This window comes from Pelagibius sp., from assembly GCF_965249265.1.
Taxonomy (GTDB): domain Bacteria; phylum Pseudomonadota; class Alphaproteobacteria; order Kiloniellales; family Kiloniellaceae; genus Pelagibius.
Genome location: NZ_OZ252224.1, coordinates 3,546,699 through 3,564,383, shown reverse-complemented (window position 1 = coordinate 3,564,383; position 17,685 = coordinate 3,546,699). Strand labels below are relative to the sequence as shown.

Here is a 17,685-nt window from a genome sequence, read left to right as displayed (position 1 = left end):
CCGTACCCCGTGTCCTTACCGCGCTTCGAGGATTGCATCCGCCAGTTCCTGAAAGCCGGCGGCGGAGCGCTGCCGGGTAATCCAGTTCGGTGGCGCTGCAAGATCGAAGTCGCGGACGTTTGCCACACCCACGGCATTTTCGAAATAGGCAAACATCGGCTGGTCGTTGGGCGAGTCTCCGGCGAAGACGATTTCCGCTTTCGCCCGGTCCATGTCGAGGCCGAAGCGCTCCTTCAGGCAGCGCCGGGTCATGGAGAGCTTGTCGTAGTCGCCGAACCAGCCGTTCACATGGATCGAGCTCACCTTGGCCGTCGCCCCGGCTTCCTTGAAGAGGGTCACGATGCGTGCGACCGCATCATCGGAGAGGGGGGCGACGTCTTCGCAGAAGTCGATGGCAAGGTCGGCGATGCGGTAGTCCTGGTCTGAGGCGACGCCGGAGCCCGGCACTGCGGCCAGGATATGTTCGCGCAGTTGTTCCAGGCGCCGGCGGTCGGTTTTGCGCGCCTCTGCGCTCTTGGCGAAGCCCTGGTGCATACGCCGCTGCGCAGGATCATAGGCGAAGTAAAAGGCGCCGTTCTCCCCGACCACGGCATCGACCGGCCACATCCGGGCGATGTGATCGCACCATCCGGCCGGGCGTCCCGTGACCGGGATCACGTGCAGGCCGGCGGCCGAAAGCCGCTCCATCGCTTCGAGGCTGGCGGCGGGCAGGCGGCCGTCTTCGGTCACCGTATCGTCGATGTCGGCGAGGACGAAGCGCAGGCGGCGCAGTGCCTCGGCGGGAAAATCGGCGAGGGGCTGGAGCGCCATTACTTAACCGCGCCCATGGTCAGGCCGCGCACCAACTGCTTGGAGGCGATGAGGGCGAAGATAATCACCGGAATGACGATCAGCGTGGAAGTCGCCATGATCTTTCCGTAAGGCAGGTTGTAGCCTTCCATGAAGCCGACGGCGATCGCCGGGGCGGTCTTGGCGGCGGTGCGGGTCAGCACCAGGGCGAACATCAACTCGTTCCAGGAGAAAATGAAGGAAAAAATCGCCGAGACGGCCAGTCCGGGCGCGGCGAGCGGCAAGCAGATCGAGCGGAAGATGCGGAACTGGCTGGCGCCCTCCAGGGTTGCCGCCTCGTCCAGGTCGCGCGGGATGGAGCGGAACTGGTCGGTGCAGATCCAGATGACGATCGGCAGGTTGAAGGTGAGGTAGATCAGGATCAGCACCAGATGGGTGTCGAGCAGGCCGAGACTGCGCACGATGAGGAAGAAGGGCAGGGCGAGCACGATGGGGCTGACCATGCGGTTGGTGATGAACCAGAACCAGAGGTCGCGCTTGCCGCGAAACTCGAAGCGGGCGAGGGCATAGGCCGCCGGTGCGCCGAGCACGAGGGCTAGAAGGGTCGTCGACACGGCAACGATCAGGGAGTTGATCAGACTGGCCCCCACCTTGTCCTCGAAGAGGGCCTCGATGTAGTTGTCGAAGGTCGGGGCGAAGGTCCAGACCGGCGGTGAAGCCAAGGCGACGACCTGGTCCTTCAGGCTGGTGGTCACCATCCAGTAGAACGGGAAGAGGCAGAAAAGGACGATCGCCACCAGCAGCAGGATCTGAAGAAAAAGACTGCGGTTGGTCATTGCTCGACCTCCCGATAGATCAGCCGGATGTAGAGTTGGCTGAGCAGGATGGTGATGATCAATAAGATAATCGCCTGGGCCGAGGCGAGGCCCTGGTCGAAGACGCGGAAGCCGACCCGCTGGATCAGCAGGCTGATCAGCTCGGTGGAGGAGCCGGGCCCGCCGCGGGTCAGGGTGAAGACCATGTCGAAGAGCTTCAGGGTGTCGGCGGTGCGCAGAATCAGGATCGCCGTCAGGCCGGGGATCAAGAAGGGAAGCTGCACATGGCGGAGGATCGTCCACCACTTCTTGGTTTCCAGTCTTGCCGCTTCTTCGATTTCACCGGGGACGGTGGTCAGCCCCGCCAGCAGCACAAGCGCGCAGAACGGCGTCCATTGCCAAACATCCCAGAAGGCGATGGTGATGAAGGCGTTGGTCGGATCGCCGAGCCAGTTCACCGGATCGAAGCCGAGGAAGCCGATCAACTGGTTCACCACACCGTATTTCAGATTGAAGGTGATCTGGCCGAGCAGCCCGACCACGGCATAGGTGGTCGCCATGGGCACCACCAGCGACAGCCGGGTAAGGGTTTTCAGGAATCCGAGGCCGGGGCGATGCAGCAGCAGGGCGATGCCCATACCGATCATCAACTGCAGAGGCAGCACGATGACCAGCAGGGTCATGGTGCGCTGCATGGCGTCCCAAAAAGACGGATCGCTCAGGACTGTTTGATAGTTCTCCAAACCCAGGAAAGGGGTGCGGCGCAGGTTGGTGAGCTGGTACTTGTGGAGCGAGGTATAGATCGCGAAGACCAGCGGCACGATCCCGATCAGGGCCAGGCTGAGCACCGCCGGGCCGAGGAAGCCAAAGACGGTGAGCCGGCTGACGCGGCCTGCCTGCATAATGGTTCAGCCCCTCTTCAAGGATCGAAACGGTCGGATGACTCTACCAAAGCCGGTTTGGCAAAAGCATGCAAACCTGTCCGGCAAAAATAACGGCGAGGGGAACCGATCAGGTCCGTTCCGCCTCGCCGCCAGGGAGGATCGCTCGCCCGGGTAGAGTCGTCCCCGGAAAGCAAATACTGGGGAAAGCAACGACAGGGGGACGCAATTACTGGCGCAAGCGACTACTGGGCCAGCGGCTTTTCACCGGCGTAGTAACCGGCCTCTTCCAGCACCGCTTCCATCCGCTTGCCGAGTTCGGCCGCGCCTTCCTCGGTGGTCACATCGCCCAGCATGATCTTGGTGCCCCACTCCTGGACGATCTCGGTGATTTCCGGCCACTCGGCGAAGCGGGGACGGAACTCCGGCACGCCGTCCTGCCAGGACTCGACCAGGGCATCGACGAACTGGTACTGCTCGGCCACGCCCGGCAGCTTGTAGACGCTTTGGCGGGCCGGCACGCCGCCCATGTCCAGATAGCGTTTGGCATTGGCCTTGGAGGTCACCCACTGGATGAAGAGATAGGCGGCCGCCTGCTCGTCCTCGTCAGCCTGGCTGGCCACGGCCAGAGAGAAACCGCCCAGGGCCGGCTTGCGACCGGCGGGGCCCATGGGCTCCGGCGCGACGCCAAAACAGTCGCCGAGCTTGGAGGTTTCGGGGCTGGTCAGGGTCGAATAAAAGGCCGACCACTCGGTGATCATGGCGACGTCGCCCTGGGCCAGGGCATTGACGGTCTCGGCATGGTCATAGGCGACGATGCCTTCAGGCATGTACTGCATCAGCTCCTGACGGAACTTCAGGCCGGCCTGACTCTCCTCGGACAGCAGGTTGGACTTGAAGTCCTTGTCGAGGAAGGAGCCGCCGAACGGCCAGAGCACCCGTGCGAAGCTGTCCGCCGATTGTGTTTCGTTGCGCTTGGACTGCAGGGCGAAAGCGTACTTGCCGTCTTTGGTCAGTGCCGGACCGTAGACGTCTTTCAGTTCGGTCCAGGTCTTGGGCGGCCCGTCGAAACCGGCCTCCTTCAACATGCAGGAATTGTAGAACATCAGGCCGGAGTAGTTATCGAAGGGCAGGCCGTAGACCGTGTCGTTCCAGGCGCCGAAGGCGTTCAGCACCAGCGGAAAGAAGTCGTCGATGTCCAGCTCCGGGTCGGCCAGATCCGGGTTCGAGGTGAATTTTTCCAGCGGCACGATCCATTCGTTTTCGGCGAAATTGCCGATCCAGACCAGATCGATCAGGGCAATGTCCAGGTCGCCGCCGGCCACGAAGTCGCGGACCTGTTCACCCAAGGCATTTTCATAAGGGTGTTTGATGATGTTGACCTTGATGCCTGTGGCGGCCTCGAACTCCGGCAGCACTTCCTCGGCCGCTTCGTAGCCGGGGCGCAGCAGGAAGACGACATCGACGGTGGTGCCGGCGTAGGGCTTGGCGGCCTCCTCAAGCGACCAGCCGAAGGCCTGCCCGGCGCTCAGCGACAGGCTTGCCGCCGCCCCCAGGGCCAAGCCGCGAACTGCTGATTTCATCCTCATCAGATCCTCCCTTTGTTGTGTTGTTATCGAAACATACAAATGTCTTATTGGATTTACAATTGTTTTTGTGCGTGGTAGCGATAGATCTGGTATCGCCAACGACAGTGTCGTCACGGAGCGGCACATCCATGGGCTGCAGCAGCGCGAAAGACAGCCGGTAAACGATAAACAGGGGGAAGGCTTTTGGCGCGTGTCGCCCTTGATAACGTTGACAAGTTCTATGGCGCGGTTCAGGCGCTGTCCGCCGTGTCGCTGGACATCGAAGACGGCGAATTCGTCGTCTTCGTCGGGCCGTCGGGTTGCGGCAAGTCGACCCTTCTGCGCGCCATTGCCGGGCTCGAATCCATATCCGCCGGCACCATCGCCATCGGCGGCGAGGATGTGACTGCGGTCGCCCCTTCCGACCGCGGCGTGGCCATGGTTTTCCAGTCCTACGCGCTCTACCCGCACATGACGGTCAGCGCGAACATGGAATTCGGGATGAAGATCAACGGCGTCTCCCCTGCCGAACGGCAGGCGCGGGTCGCTGAGGCGGCGCGCATTCTGCAACTTGACGATCTGATGGACCGCAAGCCGGGGCAGCTTTCCGGCGGCCAGCGACAGCGGGTTGCCATCGGCCGCGCCATCGTCAAGGAGCCGCGTGTTTTTCTCTTCGATGAGCCGCTGTCGAACCTGGATGCGAAGCTGCGGGTGCAGATGCGCGTCGAGTTGGAGGCGCTGCACGAACAGCTTGGCGCCACCATGATCTACGTGACCCACGATCAGGTCGAAGCGATGACCATGGCCGACAAGATCGTGGTGCTGAACGGCGGCCGTGTCGAACAGGTCGGCCCGCCGCTGGAGCTCTATCACCATCCGGCCACCGAGTTCGTTGCCGACTTTATCGGCGCCCCCAGCATGAATTTCCTGGATGTCGACCTGGTGGCGGAGACGGGCGGTCTCACCGCCGCCTACGGTGCCAGGCGCATTCCAATCGACGGCGCCGCGCCGCAACCCGGACCGGCGCGCCTTGGCATCCGCCCGGAGCATCTGCATCTTGCCGCGCCGGGCCAGGGCATCCTCGATGCCGAGGTTCAGGTCACCGAGGCTCTGGGCGGCGAAACCTATCTCTACTGCCGCACCGCCGAGGGCGACCGTCTGGTGATCAAAGCCGAGGGCGACTCGCCGCTGGCCGCCGGGCAGACCATCGGCCTCCAGCTCGACAGCCGGCGCCTGCACCTCTTTGGGGGCGACGGGCAAAGCCTGCGCGTCTGATGTCCGGCGCCCCAAGGTTACCGGAGGGCGATGGGAACGGCATGCCCGATTGGAAGGCCGAGCTCGAAGATCTCGTGATGCCGGCGGTGGCACGCTCGCAGCATATAGACCGCATCGTCATGGACAGCGGCGCTCTCGAAAAGACGGCGGCGGTTTTTGCCGAGTGCTTCGGTGAGACGTCGGCCTTTCTGGTTGCCGACGACAATACCTTCGCCGCCGCCGGCAGAGACGTGGTTGGATATCTGACCGCCGCGGGTGTCGCCTGCGAGACCCTGATCCTGCCCGCCGAGCCGCGGCCGAAGCCGAGCCTTGAGCGCAGTGCGGAAGTGCGCCGCCGCTGGAAGGCGACAAGCCCCGGCGCGGTGCCTGTTGCTGTCGGCTCCGGCGTCATCAACGATCTTGTGAAGCATGCGGCCTTCGAGGAGGGACGAGCGTTTTTCTGCGTCGCGACGGCTGCTTCCATGGACGGCTATGCCAGCGCCGGCGCGCCGCTGGTGGACCGGGGCTTCAAGCACACCATACCCTGCGCGCCGCCGCGCGCCATCCTGGCCGACCTCGACGTCATCGCGGCGGCGCCGCCTGAGATGACCGGCTGGGGCTACGGCGATCTGGCCGGCAAGGTGCCTGCCGGGGGCGATTGGATCTTGGCGGATGCCCTGGGGGTCGAACCCCTCGACGATGTCGCCTGGCCCCTGGTGCAGGATCGCCTGCGAAGTTGGCTTGCCGACCCGGCCGCGCTGCGCAATGGGTCGGCCGGTGCTATGGCCGGCCTCTTCGCCGGGCTTACGGTGACCGGCCTGGCGATGGAGTTTCATGGCTCCTCGCGCCCGGCCTCCGGCGCCGATCATCAGATCGCCCATCTCTGGGAGATGGAAAACCTCAGCCATGAGGGTTTGCCGGTGTCTCATGGCGCCTGCGTTGCCATCGGCAGCCTGACGGTGCTGGCGCTTTTCGACTGGCTGATCGACCAGGATCTGAAAAGGCTGGAGCCGGAAAAGATCCTGGCCCAAGCGCTTGATTTCAAGGAAATCGAGGCTGCGATCCATGCGGCCTTTCCCATCGCCGCCGTTGCCGAGCGGGCGCTTACCGAGAGCAAGGCCAAGCATCTGTCCAAGACGGCCCACGCCGACCGGCTGGCTCTGATCAAAGACTCCTGGCCGGCGCTGCGCCAACGCTTGAAAGCGCAACTGCTGCGATTCGACGCAATGCGCGATCTTCTCGCCGCCGCCGGGGCACCCACGCTGGCGGCGGAGATCGGGCTCTCTGCCGAGCATCACAAAGCGACGGTCATCAGGGCGCGCTATCTGCGCAGCCGCTATACGATTCTGGATTTCCTGTCGGAGACCGGCCTTTTGGAAGCCGCGACGGAGGCGGTCTTTCAAGGTAACGGGCATTTACGGTCCTGAACGAAATCATTCCTGCGCGAGGAGATTGTCATGTCAGCGAGCACCTCTGAACCGGCATCGGGGCGTTGGATCGAGCGTTTCTCGATCTCAGGCAAGCGGGCGGTGGTGACCGGTGCGTCAAAGGGCATCGGTACGGAAATCTGTTCGGTCTTTGCCGATGCGGGCGCCGACATCGTCGCCGTCGGCCGCGACGCGCCAGGGCTGGCCGAAGTGATCGGCGGGATCGAGGCCGCGGGACGGCGCGGGCTGGCTGTCGAAGCCGATATGGCGACGGTCGAAGGGCCGCGGGAGGCTGCGGCCAAGGCGCTGGAGTTCTTCGGCAGCGTGGACATTCTGGTCAACTGCGCCGGCGTCGCCTTGATCGATCCTCTGCTTGAGGCCTCGGTCGAGGACTGGGACCGCACCATGGCGATCAACCTGCGGGCGCCGTTTCTGCTCGGCCAGGCCCTGGCCCCGGGAATGATCGCCCAGGGCGCCGGCAAGATCATCAACGTCTCTTCCCAGGCCGGGGTCATCGCTCTCGACGACCATGCGGCCTATTCGGCCTCCAAGGGAGGGCTCAATGCCCTGACCAAGGCGATGATGGTGGAATGGGCAAAGCACAATGTGCAGGTGAATGCGATCTGCCCGACGGTGATCATGACTCCCATGGGCCGTCAGGTCTGGGGCGATCCGGCAAAGGGTCAGCCGATGCTGGACAAGACGCCGCTGGGCCGTTTCGGGGAACCGGTGGAGGTGGCCGACCTTGCCCTTTATCTGGCCTCCCCGGCCTCCGACCTGATGAACGGCGCGATTGTGATGCTGGAGGGTGGCTACACCTCGATTTGAGGCCGTTAGCCTTGTCCCGCCGGGACAGGCGCAGAATCCCTGGCTTCTCCGACCAGCCTGGCGGGCCGGGCTTAACCAAGAAGATAAGAGGACCCTTAACCCAGGCGTCGCACCATGAGGCGGCATCGGGGGAGGTGTCGCCGGGGCTTTGTCCCGGCCAATTCTGCATGCCGGCAGAAAGGAGCCGCCATGGCCGATTTCAAGGAAGAGGGGGGGACCGGCACGGGCTTGCTGGGGTACACGCTGCGCCTGGCGATGGCGGTCGTGGTGACCGGTATCTTCGTCGTCTTGCTGTTGGATCGTGATCATGCCGCCACCGAGGCGCATGAGCCCCAGATCCGCGACGTGACGCCAGCGTCAAGCGCGTCTGCGACCACCCGCCTGTCTGTCGAATCGAACGCGGCGAGCTCGGATATTGTCCTGAGGGCCGGAACCCATGGGCATTTCCTGGTCGACGCCCAGGTCAATGGTGAGACGCTGCGCTTCCTTGTCGACACCGGCGCCAGTTCGATTTTTCTAACGCCCCAGGACGCCGCAAAGCTGGGTTGGACGCCGAACCGCCTGACCTTCAGCGAGCGCTATGACACCGCCGGCGGAGAAATCCGCGCGGCGCCCGTTAAACTGCGCTCTCTGCGCATCGGGCAGATGGAACTTTACGACCTTCCGGCCTCGGTCGGCGAGCAGCCTGGCTCGATCTCGCTGCTCGGCATGACCTTCCTGAAGCGCCTCGAAAGCTATCAGGTGCGCGGCGACACCCTGGTTTTGACCTGGTAGGCGAACCGCCGGCACAGCCGTCAGCCGGCCAGGCTGGTTTCCAGGTCCGGGAACTGCCAGGGAAAGGCGGCTTCGAAAGCGCGCGAGGCCCGTAACACCAGAGCATCGGCATAGCGTGGTCCGACGATCTGCAGGCCGATCGGCAGGCCGGTCGAGGTCAGCCCGCAGGGCAGAGAGGCCGCCGGCTGCTGCGTCAGATTGAAGGGGTAGGAGAACGGCGTCCAATCCGGCCAGCGCTCCATGCCGCTGCCGGGAGGCACCTCCAGGCCTGCTTCGAAAGCCGCGAGCGGCAGGCTCGGCGTGATCAGAATGTCGTAGTCCTTGTGAAAGAGGTTCGTCTCTACCGTCAGCTCTTCGCGGCGTCCCACGGCGGCCAGATAGTCGAGCAGGCTGTAGCGCGCTCCCTCGGCGGCGATCTCCTGAAATCCTGGGTCCATCTGCGCCTGCGCCTCGGCATCGAAGCGGCGCATCAGGTTCGCGGCGCCGGCATACCAGAGGCAGCGAAAGACCTCATCCGACCCGCTCAGATCGGGCTCGGCCAATTCGACCTCGGCGCCCAGATCGGCAAAAGCCCAGGCTGCCTTCGCCACCAGAGCGGCGATTTCCGGATCGACGGTGTGCCCGCCCAGGCTTGGCGAGAAAGCGACCCGCAGGCCCTTTACGCCGTCATCCAAACCCTGCTGATAGTCGGCGCCGTCGTAGGGCAGGCCATAGGCATCGCGCGGGTCCGGTTCTGCGAGAACCGTCAACAGCAGAGCCGCATCGCCGACGCTTCGGGTCATCGGTCCGATGTGGGATACCGTGCCGAAGGGGCTCAGCGGATAGGCGGGTATGCGTCCGAAAGAAGGCTTCAGGCCATAGATGCCGGTGAAGCCGGCGGGAATGCGGACCGATCCGCCGCCGTCGGTGCCCAGGGCCAGCGGGCCCATGCCGGCGGCAACCGCTGCGGAAGCGCCGCCGCTGGAACCGCCGGGCGTGGTTTCGGGATTCCAAGGGTTGCGGGTAATCCCTTCGAGGGGGGAATCCGTAACTCCCTTCCAACCGAATTCGGGTGATGTGGTTTTCCCCAGCAGGATGGCGCCATGTTCCCTCAGCCGGGCCACCGCCGGTGCGTCTTCGGCCCAGCTCTGCTGCCGGTCGATGGCCTTGGATCCGCGCAGGGTCGGCCAACCCTCGGTCAGCAGCAGGTCCTTGATCGACACCGGGCAGCCGTCCAGACGGCCGCGCGGTACCCCCAGACGCCAGCGCTCCGCCGACTCTGCGGCGGCGGCCAGCGCGCCCTCGGCATCCACCAGATTGAAGGCGTTCACCCGGCCGTTGAAGCGCTCGATGCGTGTGAGGGCCGCCTGCGTGGCATCTACGGGCGAAATCTCTCCTGCCCGATAGGCGGCCAGCAGTGCCTCGGCTGTCAGCATTGCAATATCGTCGGTCATACGCCTTGGTCGTCCCCCATTTTTGACTGCACGGCTGCCTTTTGGCGGAGCGATTCCTCGCATGCCGGAAGGGCCTCTGTCGAGAACCGCGCAAGGGGAGAGGGAGACTTTCCGTTGATTGCGGGAATTCTGCCCGAAACTGGCCACTTTTCGCGTATAGACTGCTGGAATGACGCAAACGGGTCTGGAAGGATGCCCCTGCATCCCCGGGTCGCGGCAAGGGAGCAATGCCATGCGCGCATCTCGAAAAGCCTTCATTCCTGCGGCTTTCGCGGCTGCAATTCTGGTTGCGATCGGCCTTGTCGTGGGGCCTTGCGGCCGGGCCATGGCGGCGGAACCGCCGGAGAACGAAAGTCCCGGCGAACTGGCGCGCGAGGGCATCGAGCAAATGATGCGCGCGCTCAGGCTGCTGGTCGACAGCATTCCGCAATACGAACTGCCGGAAATGCTCGACAACGGAGACATCATCATCCGACGCCGTGATCCCCAACCGGCGCCGCGTCCTGATGAACCCGAGGTTGACGAAACCGCGACCTAGCGGTTCTATCCCCTGCCTCGATCTGAATGCTGAGAGCGCGGAAGCGGGGCGCGGGTGGCCCGGGATGTTGAATGCCGGGGTGTCGAAAGCCCGGGTCTTGAAAATGGGGGAGCCATCATGACACAGCAGGATCCTTTTGCCGGCCTGGACGACGGCCGACCGCCCTGGGATGCGCTGGGCGCTTTCGTTCCCGCGCCGCAACCCCATATCGCCGGCGCCGAGACCGGCCCCTTGGCGGGCCTGCGCTTCGCCTCAAAAGACATTTTTGATGTCGAGGGCTTTGTGACCGGCTGCGGCAACCCGGACTGGGCGCGCAGTCACGGTCCGGCCGCCAGCCACGCGCCGACGGTCCGTGCCCTGCTGGACGCCGGGGCGACACTTGCCGGCAAGACCATTACCGACGAAATGGCCTTCAGCCTGAACGGTCAGAATTTTCACTACGGGATGCCGACCAATGTTAACGCGCCGGGGCGTATTACCGGCGGCTCGTCCTGTGGCTCGGCTTCCGCCGTCGCGGGTGGTCTTGTCGATACCGCTCTTGGCAGCGATACGGGCGGGTCGGTGCGCATCCCGGCCAGCTATTGCGGCCTCTTCGGCCTGCGGCCGAGCCACGGCCGTATCTCTCTCGAGGGAGTCAATCCCCTGGCCCCCAGCTTTGACACGGTCGGCTGGTTTGCCCGAGATGCCGAGCTTTTCCGGCGCGTCGGAAGTGTCCTGCTGGAAGACGGGGAGGGTCAGTCCGGACGCTGGCAGCGGCTGCTGCTTGCCGAAGATGCCCTGGCCCTGGCAACGCCGGCGGTTCAGGCCGCCTTGGCGCCGCACATCGAACGGCTGGAGCAGAGGATTGGCGCTGCAACGAGAGTGCAGGCGGCTACTGCCGGACTGGGCCTGGAGGACTGGATGTGGCATTTCCGCCATCTGCAGGCGCGGGAAATCGTCGTCGCGCTCGGGGATTGGGTTGCCGAAGCCCGGCCGCGTTTCGGGCCGGAGATTCAGGAGCGCTTCGACTGGGTGCACAGCATCACCGACGAACAGGTGGCGGAGGCAAAGCCGCTTCGCGAGACCTTTGCCGATCACATGGGTACTCTGTTGGGAGAGGACGCACTGATCGTGCTGCCGACGGCCCCGGGTATCGCACCGCGCAGTGATGAAGACGCCGAAGCGCTGCGCACGCATCGCTCCGCCGTGCTGAGTCTGACGTCGATCGGCGGGCTCTCGCGCCTGCCCGAGATCACGCTGCCCCTTGCAAGGGTTGACGGCTGTCCGGTCGGCCTGTCGCTGATGGCCCCTTTCGGCAGCGATGCCGACCTCTTGATGTTCGCCGAAGAATTCTGCCGGGTACCCGAAGAGCGCGGCGATCTCTAGAGTTTGAGTTCTCGGGTCCGGCTCTGCTCTAGGCCGCGTCGACAAAGGTGGTGCTGACCCGTTCTGCAGGCAGATGGGCGCCGATGTCGGTGCCTTCCCCAAGGGTGCTTTCCATAACCAAGCGGCCGCCGTGCAGTTCCAGCAGCGCGCGGCAGAGCGGCAGGCCCAGGCCGGTTCCCTCGTGGCTGCGGCTGAGGCCGGATTCGACTTGGGTAAAAGGCTCCAGCATTCGGGTCTTGTCTTTCTCGGCGATCCCGATGCCGTTGTCGATGACCGCAAAGCCGGCCCCCTCATCGGGGCTCGCCCAGGCCTTCACGACGATCTTTCCGCCGCGGGGCGTGAACTTCACAGCGTTGGAAAGCAGATTGATCAACACCTGTTTCAGGCGGCGCTGGTCGGCCCGCACCAGCGCCAGAGGCATCTTGAAGTCGGTTTCCAGCTCGATGGCGCTTTCCCGGGCTCTGGGCCCGATAAGACGCAGCCCGGAGGCGACGACCTCGCGCAGATCCACGTCTTCTTCGTAGAGATCGATCATCCCGGCTTCAGCCTTTGAGACATCGAGGATGTCGTTGATGATCGTCAGAAGGTGGCTGCCGCTTTCGTGGATATTCTTGATGTAGTCGCAATAGTTCTCGTGCCCGACGGGCCCGAAGACCTGTTGATCGATCAGTTCCGAAAATCCGATGATGGCATTCAAAGGCGTCCGCAGTTCATGGCTCATGGTCGCCAGGAACTCGCCCTTTGTGCGGTTGGCCATCTCGGCTGCTTCCTTGGCGCGCAGAAGCTCCTGTTCCGCGGCCTTGCCCTCCGTCACATCGCTGAGGGAGCCCGACATGCGATAGACGTGGCCCGCCTCATCGCGCAGTCCCAGACCGCGCAGGCGAACCCAGCGATACTGTCCGTCGTCGCCCCGGACGCGGTACTCGTGATCGTAATACGCGGACTTGCCGCGCAGATGATCGCGCATTCTCGCACGCATGGCGCTGAGATCTTCGGGGTGGACGTGGCTGTACCATTCGTCTGCCGATACCGTCGGACCGAAGCCATGAAGACAGACGATTTCCCGCAAGCGCCTGGAGAGGTAGACGCCGTTGATTTCGTCGCCCCACTCCCAGATTCCCTCGTTGGCGCCCCTCAAGGCAAGTTCATAACGCTGCTCGCTCTTGCGCAGGGCGGCTTCGATCTTCTTGGTCTCTGTAATGTCGGTATAGACCATCACATAGCCGCCGTTCGCGAGGCGCCGGGTCCGCATCTCCAGAACGCAGCCGTCGGGGCGCCGGCGTTCCATTCTGATTTGGAGATTGTTCAGGAGGATAGAGGTGCGGCGTTCGACCTCGGCTTCGACATCAACCTCGCCATACTCGCCCCGTTGTCCGTTGAAGCGGGTCAGTTCCCTGAAACTGGTGCCGCGCTCCAGCATCTCCAGGGGCAGGCCGAGGAGCTTGCTCAGTTCCCTGTTGAAGGCGACGAGCTGCAGATCGGCATCGAAGATGCAGACGCCAACCGGAATGTTCTCGATGATCGCAGTCACCAGGCGTGACTTGCTGTCGGCCACGGCCTCTGCCGAGGTCTTCGCACTGTGAAGCGCATCCTGTACCGCGAAGATCATGCAGATCATGCACAGCAGGACCAGTCCGGTGTGCAGGATCACCCGCCAGTCGCCGGCGGGGTTGAGCGCGGTCATCGCCGGGTCGAGCAGGATGCGCAGCAGTTCGGCGAGCAGGTAGGTCGCGAAGACCAGCAGCGGCCCGGCGCAGAAAATTGCCGCCTTTTGGCCTTGGTCGCGGTAGCGGCGCCAGAAAAGAATGCCGGCCAGCCCGACAGCGGCTATGGCGCCGAGCCGCAGGGCGAGAAAGACCAGGGTCGGCACTTCGGGGTAGGCAATGCAGCTGGAGGTGCCGATGAAGACCACGGTTACCGCAAGCAGAATCGCCCGCAGGTAGGTGCGATATCCCAGAAAGCTAAGGGTGCCGCCCAACAGCAGGAAGGCGATGATTGCCTGCCCGCCCTCGTGGATTGCCTCGAAGCAGTCCGGGAAGGTCCAGGATGAGACGGCGAGGGCGCCCAGTTGAACGGCGACCATCGCCAGACTGGCGGACCACCACTTCAGTGCCGGGGTGCCGCCGCGCTGACGGTCGAAGGTCAGCGCCATCGCGGCCAGCATGGCTGGCGCCATGGCTGTGACCAGCATGACCGCGGCAAAGGAAAAGCTAGTAGCCTCAGCAGGCATGAAATCGACGCACCCCGACAACCGGACGCTTGCCGTTTTCTGAGGGGCCGGCGCGGTCGCCAAACCGCGGGAGTCCGCACATTACCGGGCAAGCGCGAACTTCGAGAGATAGCCCAGAGAAGGTTAACCGACTCTGAAGGAATCGCCGTCAGGAGACCTCGGAAAGAGAAGTTTTCGCGCCCAAAGCGATTTAGCTGTCGTAGGGCAACAGGGTGGTAATCGGCATGTCCAGATTATCGCGGCCCTTCAGGAAGGTCAGTTCGATGATGCAGGCCGCGCCGGTCACCTCAGCCCCCGCAGATCGCAGGAGTTGTGCTGCTGCATTCATTGTCCCGCCGGTGGCGAGCAAGTCGTCGACCAGAAACACCTTCTGGCCCGGCGCTACGGCGTCGGCCTGGATCTCGATGGTGTCGGTGCCGTACTCCAGGTCGTAGGTATAGGGAATCGTCGCCCCCGGCAGCTTGCCCTTTTTGCGCACCATGACGAAGCCGAGATTCAGCCGCAGGGCCAGCGGGGCGGCCACCAGGAAGCCGCGGGATTCGATGCCGGCCAGGACGTCCGGCTGGTGTTCCTCGACGATGGCCGCCAGACGCTCGACCGTTGCCTGCCAGGCCGCCGGGTGGGCCAGGAGCGGGGAGATGTCGTAAAACAAGATGCCCGGGCTCGGAAAATCCGGAATCGAACGGATGTGATTCTTCAGGTCCATGACTTTCCAGGTGCCCCCATTTTTTAGCTCTGCCTGCCCGGCGGCATCGCGCCGTCGGTGTTTCGCCCCGCGCACCCGCTTTCGGCGAGTGCCGGCGCATCCTACTGGCCCTCATTCCCAGAGACAACGCGAACTAGGGGACAACGCGAAGCTCGGCCCCTGCTGTCTGGCGCCCATTGTTCATCTCTGAGGGCAATTTGTTTACCTGCCGGCAATGAAGGCTTGTCGGCATCAGGTGCCGGGTGTCTTATTTGTCATCACACCCGCCGTCCGGCGACAGCCCGAGAGAGCCAACCCGTGAGCTACATTTTTCCACGCCACAGCAAAGCGAGCTACCCGACCGCCTGCGCCGGTGAAGGGGCCTACCTGGTCGACACAGAGGGGCGGCGCTATCTGGACGCCTCCGGTGGGGCCGCTGTCTCCTGCCTCGGCCACGGCCATCCGGCGGTGATCCGCGCCATCAAGGGTCAGGTCGACAAGCTGGCCTATGCCCACAGCGGCTTTTTCACCAACGAGGCCTCAGAAGCCCTGGCCGAGCATCTGATCACGCGGGCGCCGGAAGGCTTGGCGCGTGTCTACTTCGTTTCCGGAGGGTCGGAAGCCAATGAGACGGCGCTGAAACTTGCCCGGCAGTTTCATCTGGAGCGCGGCGAACCTTCCCGCCACCGTTTCATTGCCCGTCAGCAGAGCTATCACGGCAATACCCTCGGCGCGCTTTCGGTGGGCGGCAATGCCGCCCGGCGCGCGCCTTTCGATCCCCTGCTGATGCCGGCCAGCCATATCGCGCCCTGCTATGCCTACCGCCATCAAAAAGCCGATGAGACGGCGGAGGCCTATGGCCTGCGCGCCGCCGACGCCCTGGAGGAGGAGATCCAATGCCTGGGTCCGGAAAACGTCGCCGGTTTCATCGCCGAACCGGTGGTCGGTGCCACCGCCGGCGTGGTGCCGCCGGTGCCCGGCTATTTCAAGCGCATCCGCGAAATCTGCGACCGCCACGGGGTTCTTCTGATCCTCGACGAGGTGATGTGCGGCATGGGTCGCACCGGCAGCCTCTATGCCTGTGAGCAGGACGGCATCTCGCCGGACATCCTGACCTGCGCCAAGGGGCTTGGCGGCGGCTATCAGCCGATCGGCGCGATGCTGGCCTCTCACAGCATCTACGACACCATTGCCGAGGGCAGCGGCGCCTTCGAACACGGCTTCACCTACATCGGCCATGCCACCGCCTGTGCGGCGGCGCTGGCTGTTCAACAGACCATCGAAGGGGAAGATCTTCTGGCCAATGTGCAGCGGCAGGGCGCGGTTCTGCACGATGCTCTGGCGGCGCGCTTCGGCAACCACCACCACGTCGGCGACATTCGCGGGCGTGGCCTCTTCATCGGTCTGGAACTGGTCGCCGAACGCGGCAGCAAAGAGCCTTTCGATCCGGCGCTTAAGATCAACGCCAGGATCAAGAAGCGCGCCATGGCCGAAGGCCTGGTCTGCTACCCCGGCGGTGGTACGGCCGACGGCCGGCGCGGCGATCATGTACTCCTGGCGCCGCCCTTTATCATCCAACAGGACCAGGTCGAGGAACTGGTGGATAAACTGGGCCGGGCGGTCGACGGCGTTTTGAATGAGATTGCGGTGCCGGCGTGACCGCGGCCTCGGGCGGCAATGGTGCAGATTGGTCGCCGCTGATTCTTGCGGTTGCGCCCAACGGTGCGCGTAAGACGAAACGGGACCATCCCGCCTTGCCGATCACGGCGTCGGAAATCGCCGACACCGCCGCCGACGCCTTGGCGGCAGGCGCGGCGATGATCCATCTTCATGTGCGCGACGGCGAGGAGAAGCACAGTCTCGATGCGGATGCCTACCGTGAAGCGATCGCCGCGGTGCGCGAACGGGTCGGCGACGATCTTGTTGTTCAGGTGACAAGCGAGGCTGTCGGCGTCTACAGCGCCGAACAGCAGATGGCGATGGTGCGCGATGTGGAGCCGGAGGCGGTGAGCCTGGCGGTGCGCGAAATCCTACCCGATGCCGAAAGCGAGCCCGCGGCCGCGCGCTTTCTGGCCTGGTTAGCCGGGGCCGGGATCATGCCGCAATACATCCTTTACGACTCAGACGATGTGGCACGCTTCGCCGCCCTGCGGGCCTCCGGCGTCGTGCCTCCGGGGCCGGCTTTCCTGCTTTTCGTGTTGGGGCGCTATTCTCCGGGTCAGCGCTCTCAGCCGTCTGATCTGTTGGCTTTCCTTGCGGCCAGAGCAGCGGCGCCGAACCTCCGGGATTTGCCCTGGGCGCTCTGCGCCTTCGGGGCGCTGGAGACCGCCTGCGTGGCGACGGCGGCGGCCCTCGGCGGTCATGCAAGGGTGGGATTCGAGAATAACCTGATGCTGCCTTCGGGCGTTCAGGCACCTGACAATGCCGCGCTGGTCGCCGCCGCCGCGGCTGCGGCGGCGGCGATCGGCCGTCCTCTGGCCGATGCCGCAACCGCGCGCCGCATCATGCGGGGCGAGGCACCAGCGAATTAGTTGTTCTTGGTGCCGTGATCCATGTGGTCATGGTCCGCGTGGTCATGGTCCATCTTTTCCATGCCGTCGTGCTTCATATCGCCGGACATGGAGCCCATGGAACCAACAGCTTCGACATTGACCTCAACCGTGGTGCTGCCGGCCTTCTCGAAGGTCAGCGTGAGAGGAAAGCTTTCCCCCTCTTTCAGGGGCGCTTTAAGGCCCATCAGCATCACGTGGAAGCTGCCGGGCTTCAGCGTTGCCATGCCGCCGGCAGGCACGTCGATTCCCTCTACCTCACGCATCTGCATCACGCCGTCGACGTTCAGGTGATTGTGCAGTTCGACACGCTGGGCAACGTCAGTGGCGGCCGCAACCAAGCGGTCGTCCGCGGCCTCGCTGCTGTGGATTACAAGATAGGCCGCACCGTTCTTGGCTTGGCCGGGGGTCGCGCGGGCCCAGGGATGATCGATCTTCAGGCCGCCGACGGTGAAGTCGTGGGCCTGTGCGGGCAGGGCGGCGGAAAGCATAAGGCCGAGCGCGGCTGCCAGGAGCGGCAGAAAAGCAATACGGTATCGCATCAGTGAA

The 17,685-nt window shown here is 64.2% G+C and carries 16 protein-coding genes; 8 read left to right on the top strand and 8 right to left on the bottom strand.

The window, feature by feature from the left end; all coding sequences use genetic code 11:
- Positions 1-15 precede the first annotated feature (15 nt).
- The 4 genes from ACP146_RS17030 to ACP146_RS17015 all read right to left on the bottom strand — a co-directional run bounded on the left by ACP146_RS17030 (position 16) and on the right by ACP146_RS17015 (position 4,068).
- Positions 16-810: an HAD family hydrolase gene (locus tag ACP146_RS17030; RefSeq protein WP_422367947.1), complete on the bottom strand. Its 795-nt coding sequence runs from the start codon at positions 808-810 to the stop codon at positions 16-18.
- Positions 810-1,625, bottom strand: coding sequence for a carbohydrate ABC transporter permease (locus ACP146_RS17025; RefSeq protein WP_422367946.1), 816 nt, complete (start codon positions 1,623-1,625; stop codon positions 810-812). Before ACP146_RS17025 ends, ACP146_RS17030 begins: the two co-directional genes overlap by 1 nt.
- A complete protein-coding gene (locus ACP146_RS17020; protein ID WP_422367945.1) occupies positions 1,622-2,506 on the bottom strand; it encodes a carbohydrate ABC transporter permease in 885 nt (294 codons plus the stop codon). Before ACP146_RS17020 ends, ACP146_RS17025 begins: the two co-directional genes overlap by 4 nt.
- A gap of 224 nt (positions 2,507-2,730) precedes the next feature.
- Positions 2,731-4,068, bottom strand: a complete 1,338-nt coding sequence (locus ACP146_RS17015) for an ABC transporter substrate-binding protein (RefSeq protein WP_422367944.1) — start codon at positions 4,066-4,068, stop codon at positions 2,731-2,733.
- 189 nt (positions 4,069-4,257) lie between these two features.
- Between ACP146_RS17015 and ACP146_RS17010 the strand changes: the two genes are divergently transcribed.
- From ACP146_RS17010 to ACP146_RS16995, 4 genes are all read left to right on the top strand, one after another.
- Entirely contained in the window at positions 4,258-5,328 is a 1,071-nt protein-coding gene (locus tag ACP146_RS17010; RefSeq protein ID WP_422367943.1) for an ABC transporter ATP-binding protein, read from the top strand.
- 41 nt (positions 5,329-5,369) lie between these two features.
- Positions 5,370-6,734: a sn-glycerol-1-phosphate dehydrogenase gene (locus ACP146_RS17005; RefSeq protein ID WP_422367942.1), complete on the top strand. Its 1,365-nt coding sequence runs from the start codon at positions 5,370-5,372 to the stop codon at positions 6,732-6,734.
- 30 nt (positions 6,735-6,764) lie between these two features.
- Entirely contained in the window at positions 6,765-7,562 is a 798-nt protein-coding gene (locus ACP146_RS17000; RefSeq protein WP_422367941.1) for an SDR family NAD(P)-dependent oxidoreductase, read from the top strand.
- A 189-nt stretch (positions 7,563-7,751) separates the two neighbouring features.
- Positions 7,752-8,336 carry a retropepsin-like aspartic protease family protein gene (locus ACP146_RS16995; protein ID WP_422367940.1) on the top strand — a complete coding sequence of 195 codons (585 nt, stop codon included), beginning with the start codon at positions 7,752-7,754 and terminating at the stop codon, positions 8,334-8,336.
- Between the two features lie 20 nt (positions 8,337-8,356).
- On the opposite strand, the gene ACP146_RS16990 is transcribed toward ACP146_RS16995, so the two are convergent.
- Positions 8,357-9,769 carry an amidase gene (locus tag ACP146_RS16990; protein ID WP_422367939.1) on the bottom strand — a complete coding sequence of 471 codons (1,413 nt, stop codon included), beginning with the start codon at positions 9,767-9,769 and terminating at the stop codon, positions 8,357-8,359.
- Between the two features lie 232 nt (positions 9,770-10,001).
- Here ACP146_RS16990 and ACP146_RS16985 point away from each other — a divergent pair, with 232 nt between their 5' ends.
- Positions 10,002-10,307, top strand: a complete 306-nt coding sequence (locus tag ACP146_RS16985) for a hypothetical protein (RefSeq protein WP_422367938.1) — start codon at positions 10,002-10,004, stop codon at positions 10,305-10,307.
- Positions 10,308-10,424: 117 nt separating this feature from the next.
- Positions 10,425-11,672, top strand: a complete 1,248-nt coding sequence (locus ACP146_RS16980) for an amidase (protein WP_422367937.1) — start codon at positions 10,425-10,427, stop codon at positions 11,670-11,672.
- A gap of 28 nt (positions 11,673-11,700) precedes the next feature.
- On the opposite strand, the gene ACP146_RS16975 is transcribed toward ACP146_RS16980, so the two are convergent.
- Positions 11,701-13,902: a PAS-domain containing protein gene (locus ACP146_RS16975; RefSeq protein WP_422367936.1), complete on the bottom strand. Its 2,202-nt coding sequence runs from the start codon at positions 13,900-13,902 to the stop codon at positions 11,701-11,703.
- 190 nt (positions 13,903-14,092) lie between these two features.
- Complete coding sequence (locus ACP146_RS16970) at positions 14,093-14,608, bottom strand: adenine phosphoribosyltransferase (RefSeq protein WP_422367935.1); 516 nt, start codon at positions 14,606-14,608, stop codon at positions 14,093-14,095.
- A 297-nt stretch (positions 14,609-14,905) separates the two neighbouring features.
- On the opposite strand from ACP146_RS16970, the gene ACP146_RS16965 reads away from it, so the two are divergent.
- Positions 14,906-16,246, top strand: a complete 1,341-nt coding sequence (locus ACP146_RS16965; protein WP_422367934.1) for an aspartate aminotransferase family protein — start codon at positions 14,906-14,908, stop codon at positions 16,244-16,246.
- Entirely contained in the window at positions 16,243-17,118 is an 876-nt protein-coding gene (locus ACP146_RS16960; protein ID WP_422367933.1) for a 3-keto-5-aminohexanoate cleavage protein, read from the top strand. Before ACP146_RS16965 ends, ACP146_RS16960 begins: the two co-directional genes overlap by 4 nt.
- Here the strand turns inward: ACP146_RS16960 and ACP146_RS16955 are convergent.
- Complete coding sequence (locus ACP146_RS16955) at positions 17,115-17,678, bottom strand: copper chaperone PCu(A)C (RefSeq protein WP_422367932.1); 564 nt, start codon at positions 17,676-17,678, stop codon at positions 17,115-17,117. The two genes, ACP146_RS16960 and ACP146_RS16955, sit on opposite strands and share 4 nt — an antisense overlap.
- Between the last annotated feature and the right edge of the window lie 7 nt (positions 17,679-17,685).

What these genes read in the sequence shown, in the direction of transcription:
- ACP146_RS16990 (WP_422367939.1), bottom strand. Translation starts at nt 9,769, where the DNA reads ATGACCGACGATATTGCAATGCTGACAGCCGAGGCACTGCTGGCCGCC.
- ACP146_RS17020 (WP_422367945.1), bottom strand. Translation starts at nt 2,506, where the DNA reads ATGCAGGCAGGCCGCGTCAGCCGGCTCACCGTCTTTGGCTTCCTCGGC.
- ACP146_RS17000 (WP_422367941.1), top strand. Translation starts at nt 6,765, where the DNA reads ATGTCAGCGAGCACCTCTGAACCGGCATCGGGGCGTTGGATCGAGCGT.
- ACP146_RS16970 (WP_422367935.1), bottom strand. Translation starts at nt 14,608, where the DNA reads ATGGACCTGAAGAATCACATCCGTTCGATTCCGGATTTTCCGAGCCCG.
- ACP146_RS17025 (WP_422367946.1), bottom strand. Translation starts at nt 1,625, where the DNA reads ATGACCAACCGCAGTCTTTTTCTTCAGATCCTGCTGCTGGTGGCGATC.
- ACP146_RS16955 (WP_422367932.1), bottom strand. Translation starts at nt 17,678, where the DNA reads ATGCGATACCGTATTGCTTTTCTGCCGCTCCTGGCAGCCGCGCTCGGC.
- ACP146_RS16985 (WP_422367938.1), top strand. Translation starts at nt 10,002, where the DNA reads ATGCGCGCATCTCGAAAAGCCTTCATTCCTGCGGCTTTCGCGGCTGCA.
- ACP146_RS16980 (WP_422367937.1), top strand. Translation starts at nt 10,425, where the DNA reads ATGACACAGCAGGATCCTTTTGCCGGCCTGGACGACGGCCGACCGCCC.
- ACP146_RS17015 (WP_422367944.1), bottom strand. Translation starts at nt 4,068, where the DNA reads ATGAAATCAGCAGTTCGCGGCTTGGCCCTGGGGGCGGCGGCAAGCCTG.
- ACP146_RS17030 (WP_422367947.1), bottom strand. Translation starts at nt 810, where the DNA reads ATGGCGCTCCAGCCCCTCGCCGATTTTCCCGCCGAGGCACTGCGCCGC.
- ACP146_RS16995 (WP_422367940.1), top strand. Translation starts at nt 7,752, where the DNA reads ATGGCCGATTTCAAGGAAGAGGGGGGGACCGGCACGGGCTTGCTGGGG.
- ACP146_RS17005 (WP_422367942.1), top strand. Translation starts at nt 5,370, where the DNA reads ATGCCCGATTGGAAGGCCGAGCTCGAAGATCTCGTGATGCCGGCGGTG.
- ACP146_RS16975 (WP_422367936.1), bottom strand. Translation starts at nt 13,902, where the DNA reads ATGCCTGCTGAGGCTACTAGCTTTTCCTTTGCCGCGGTCATGCTGGTC.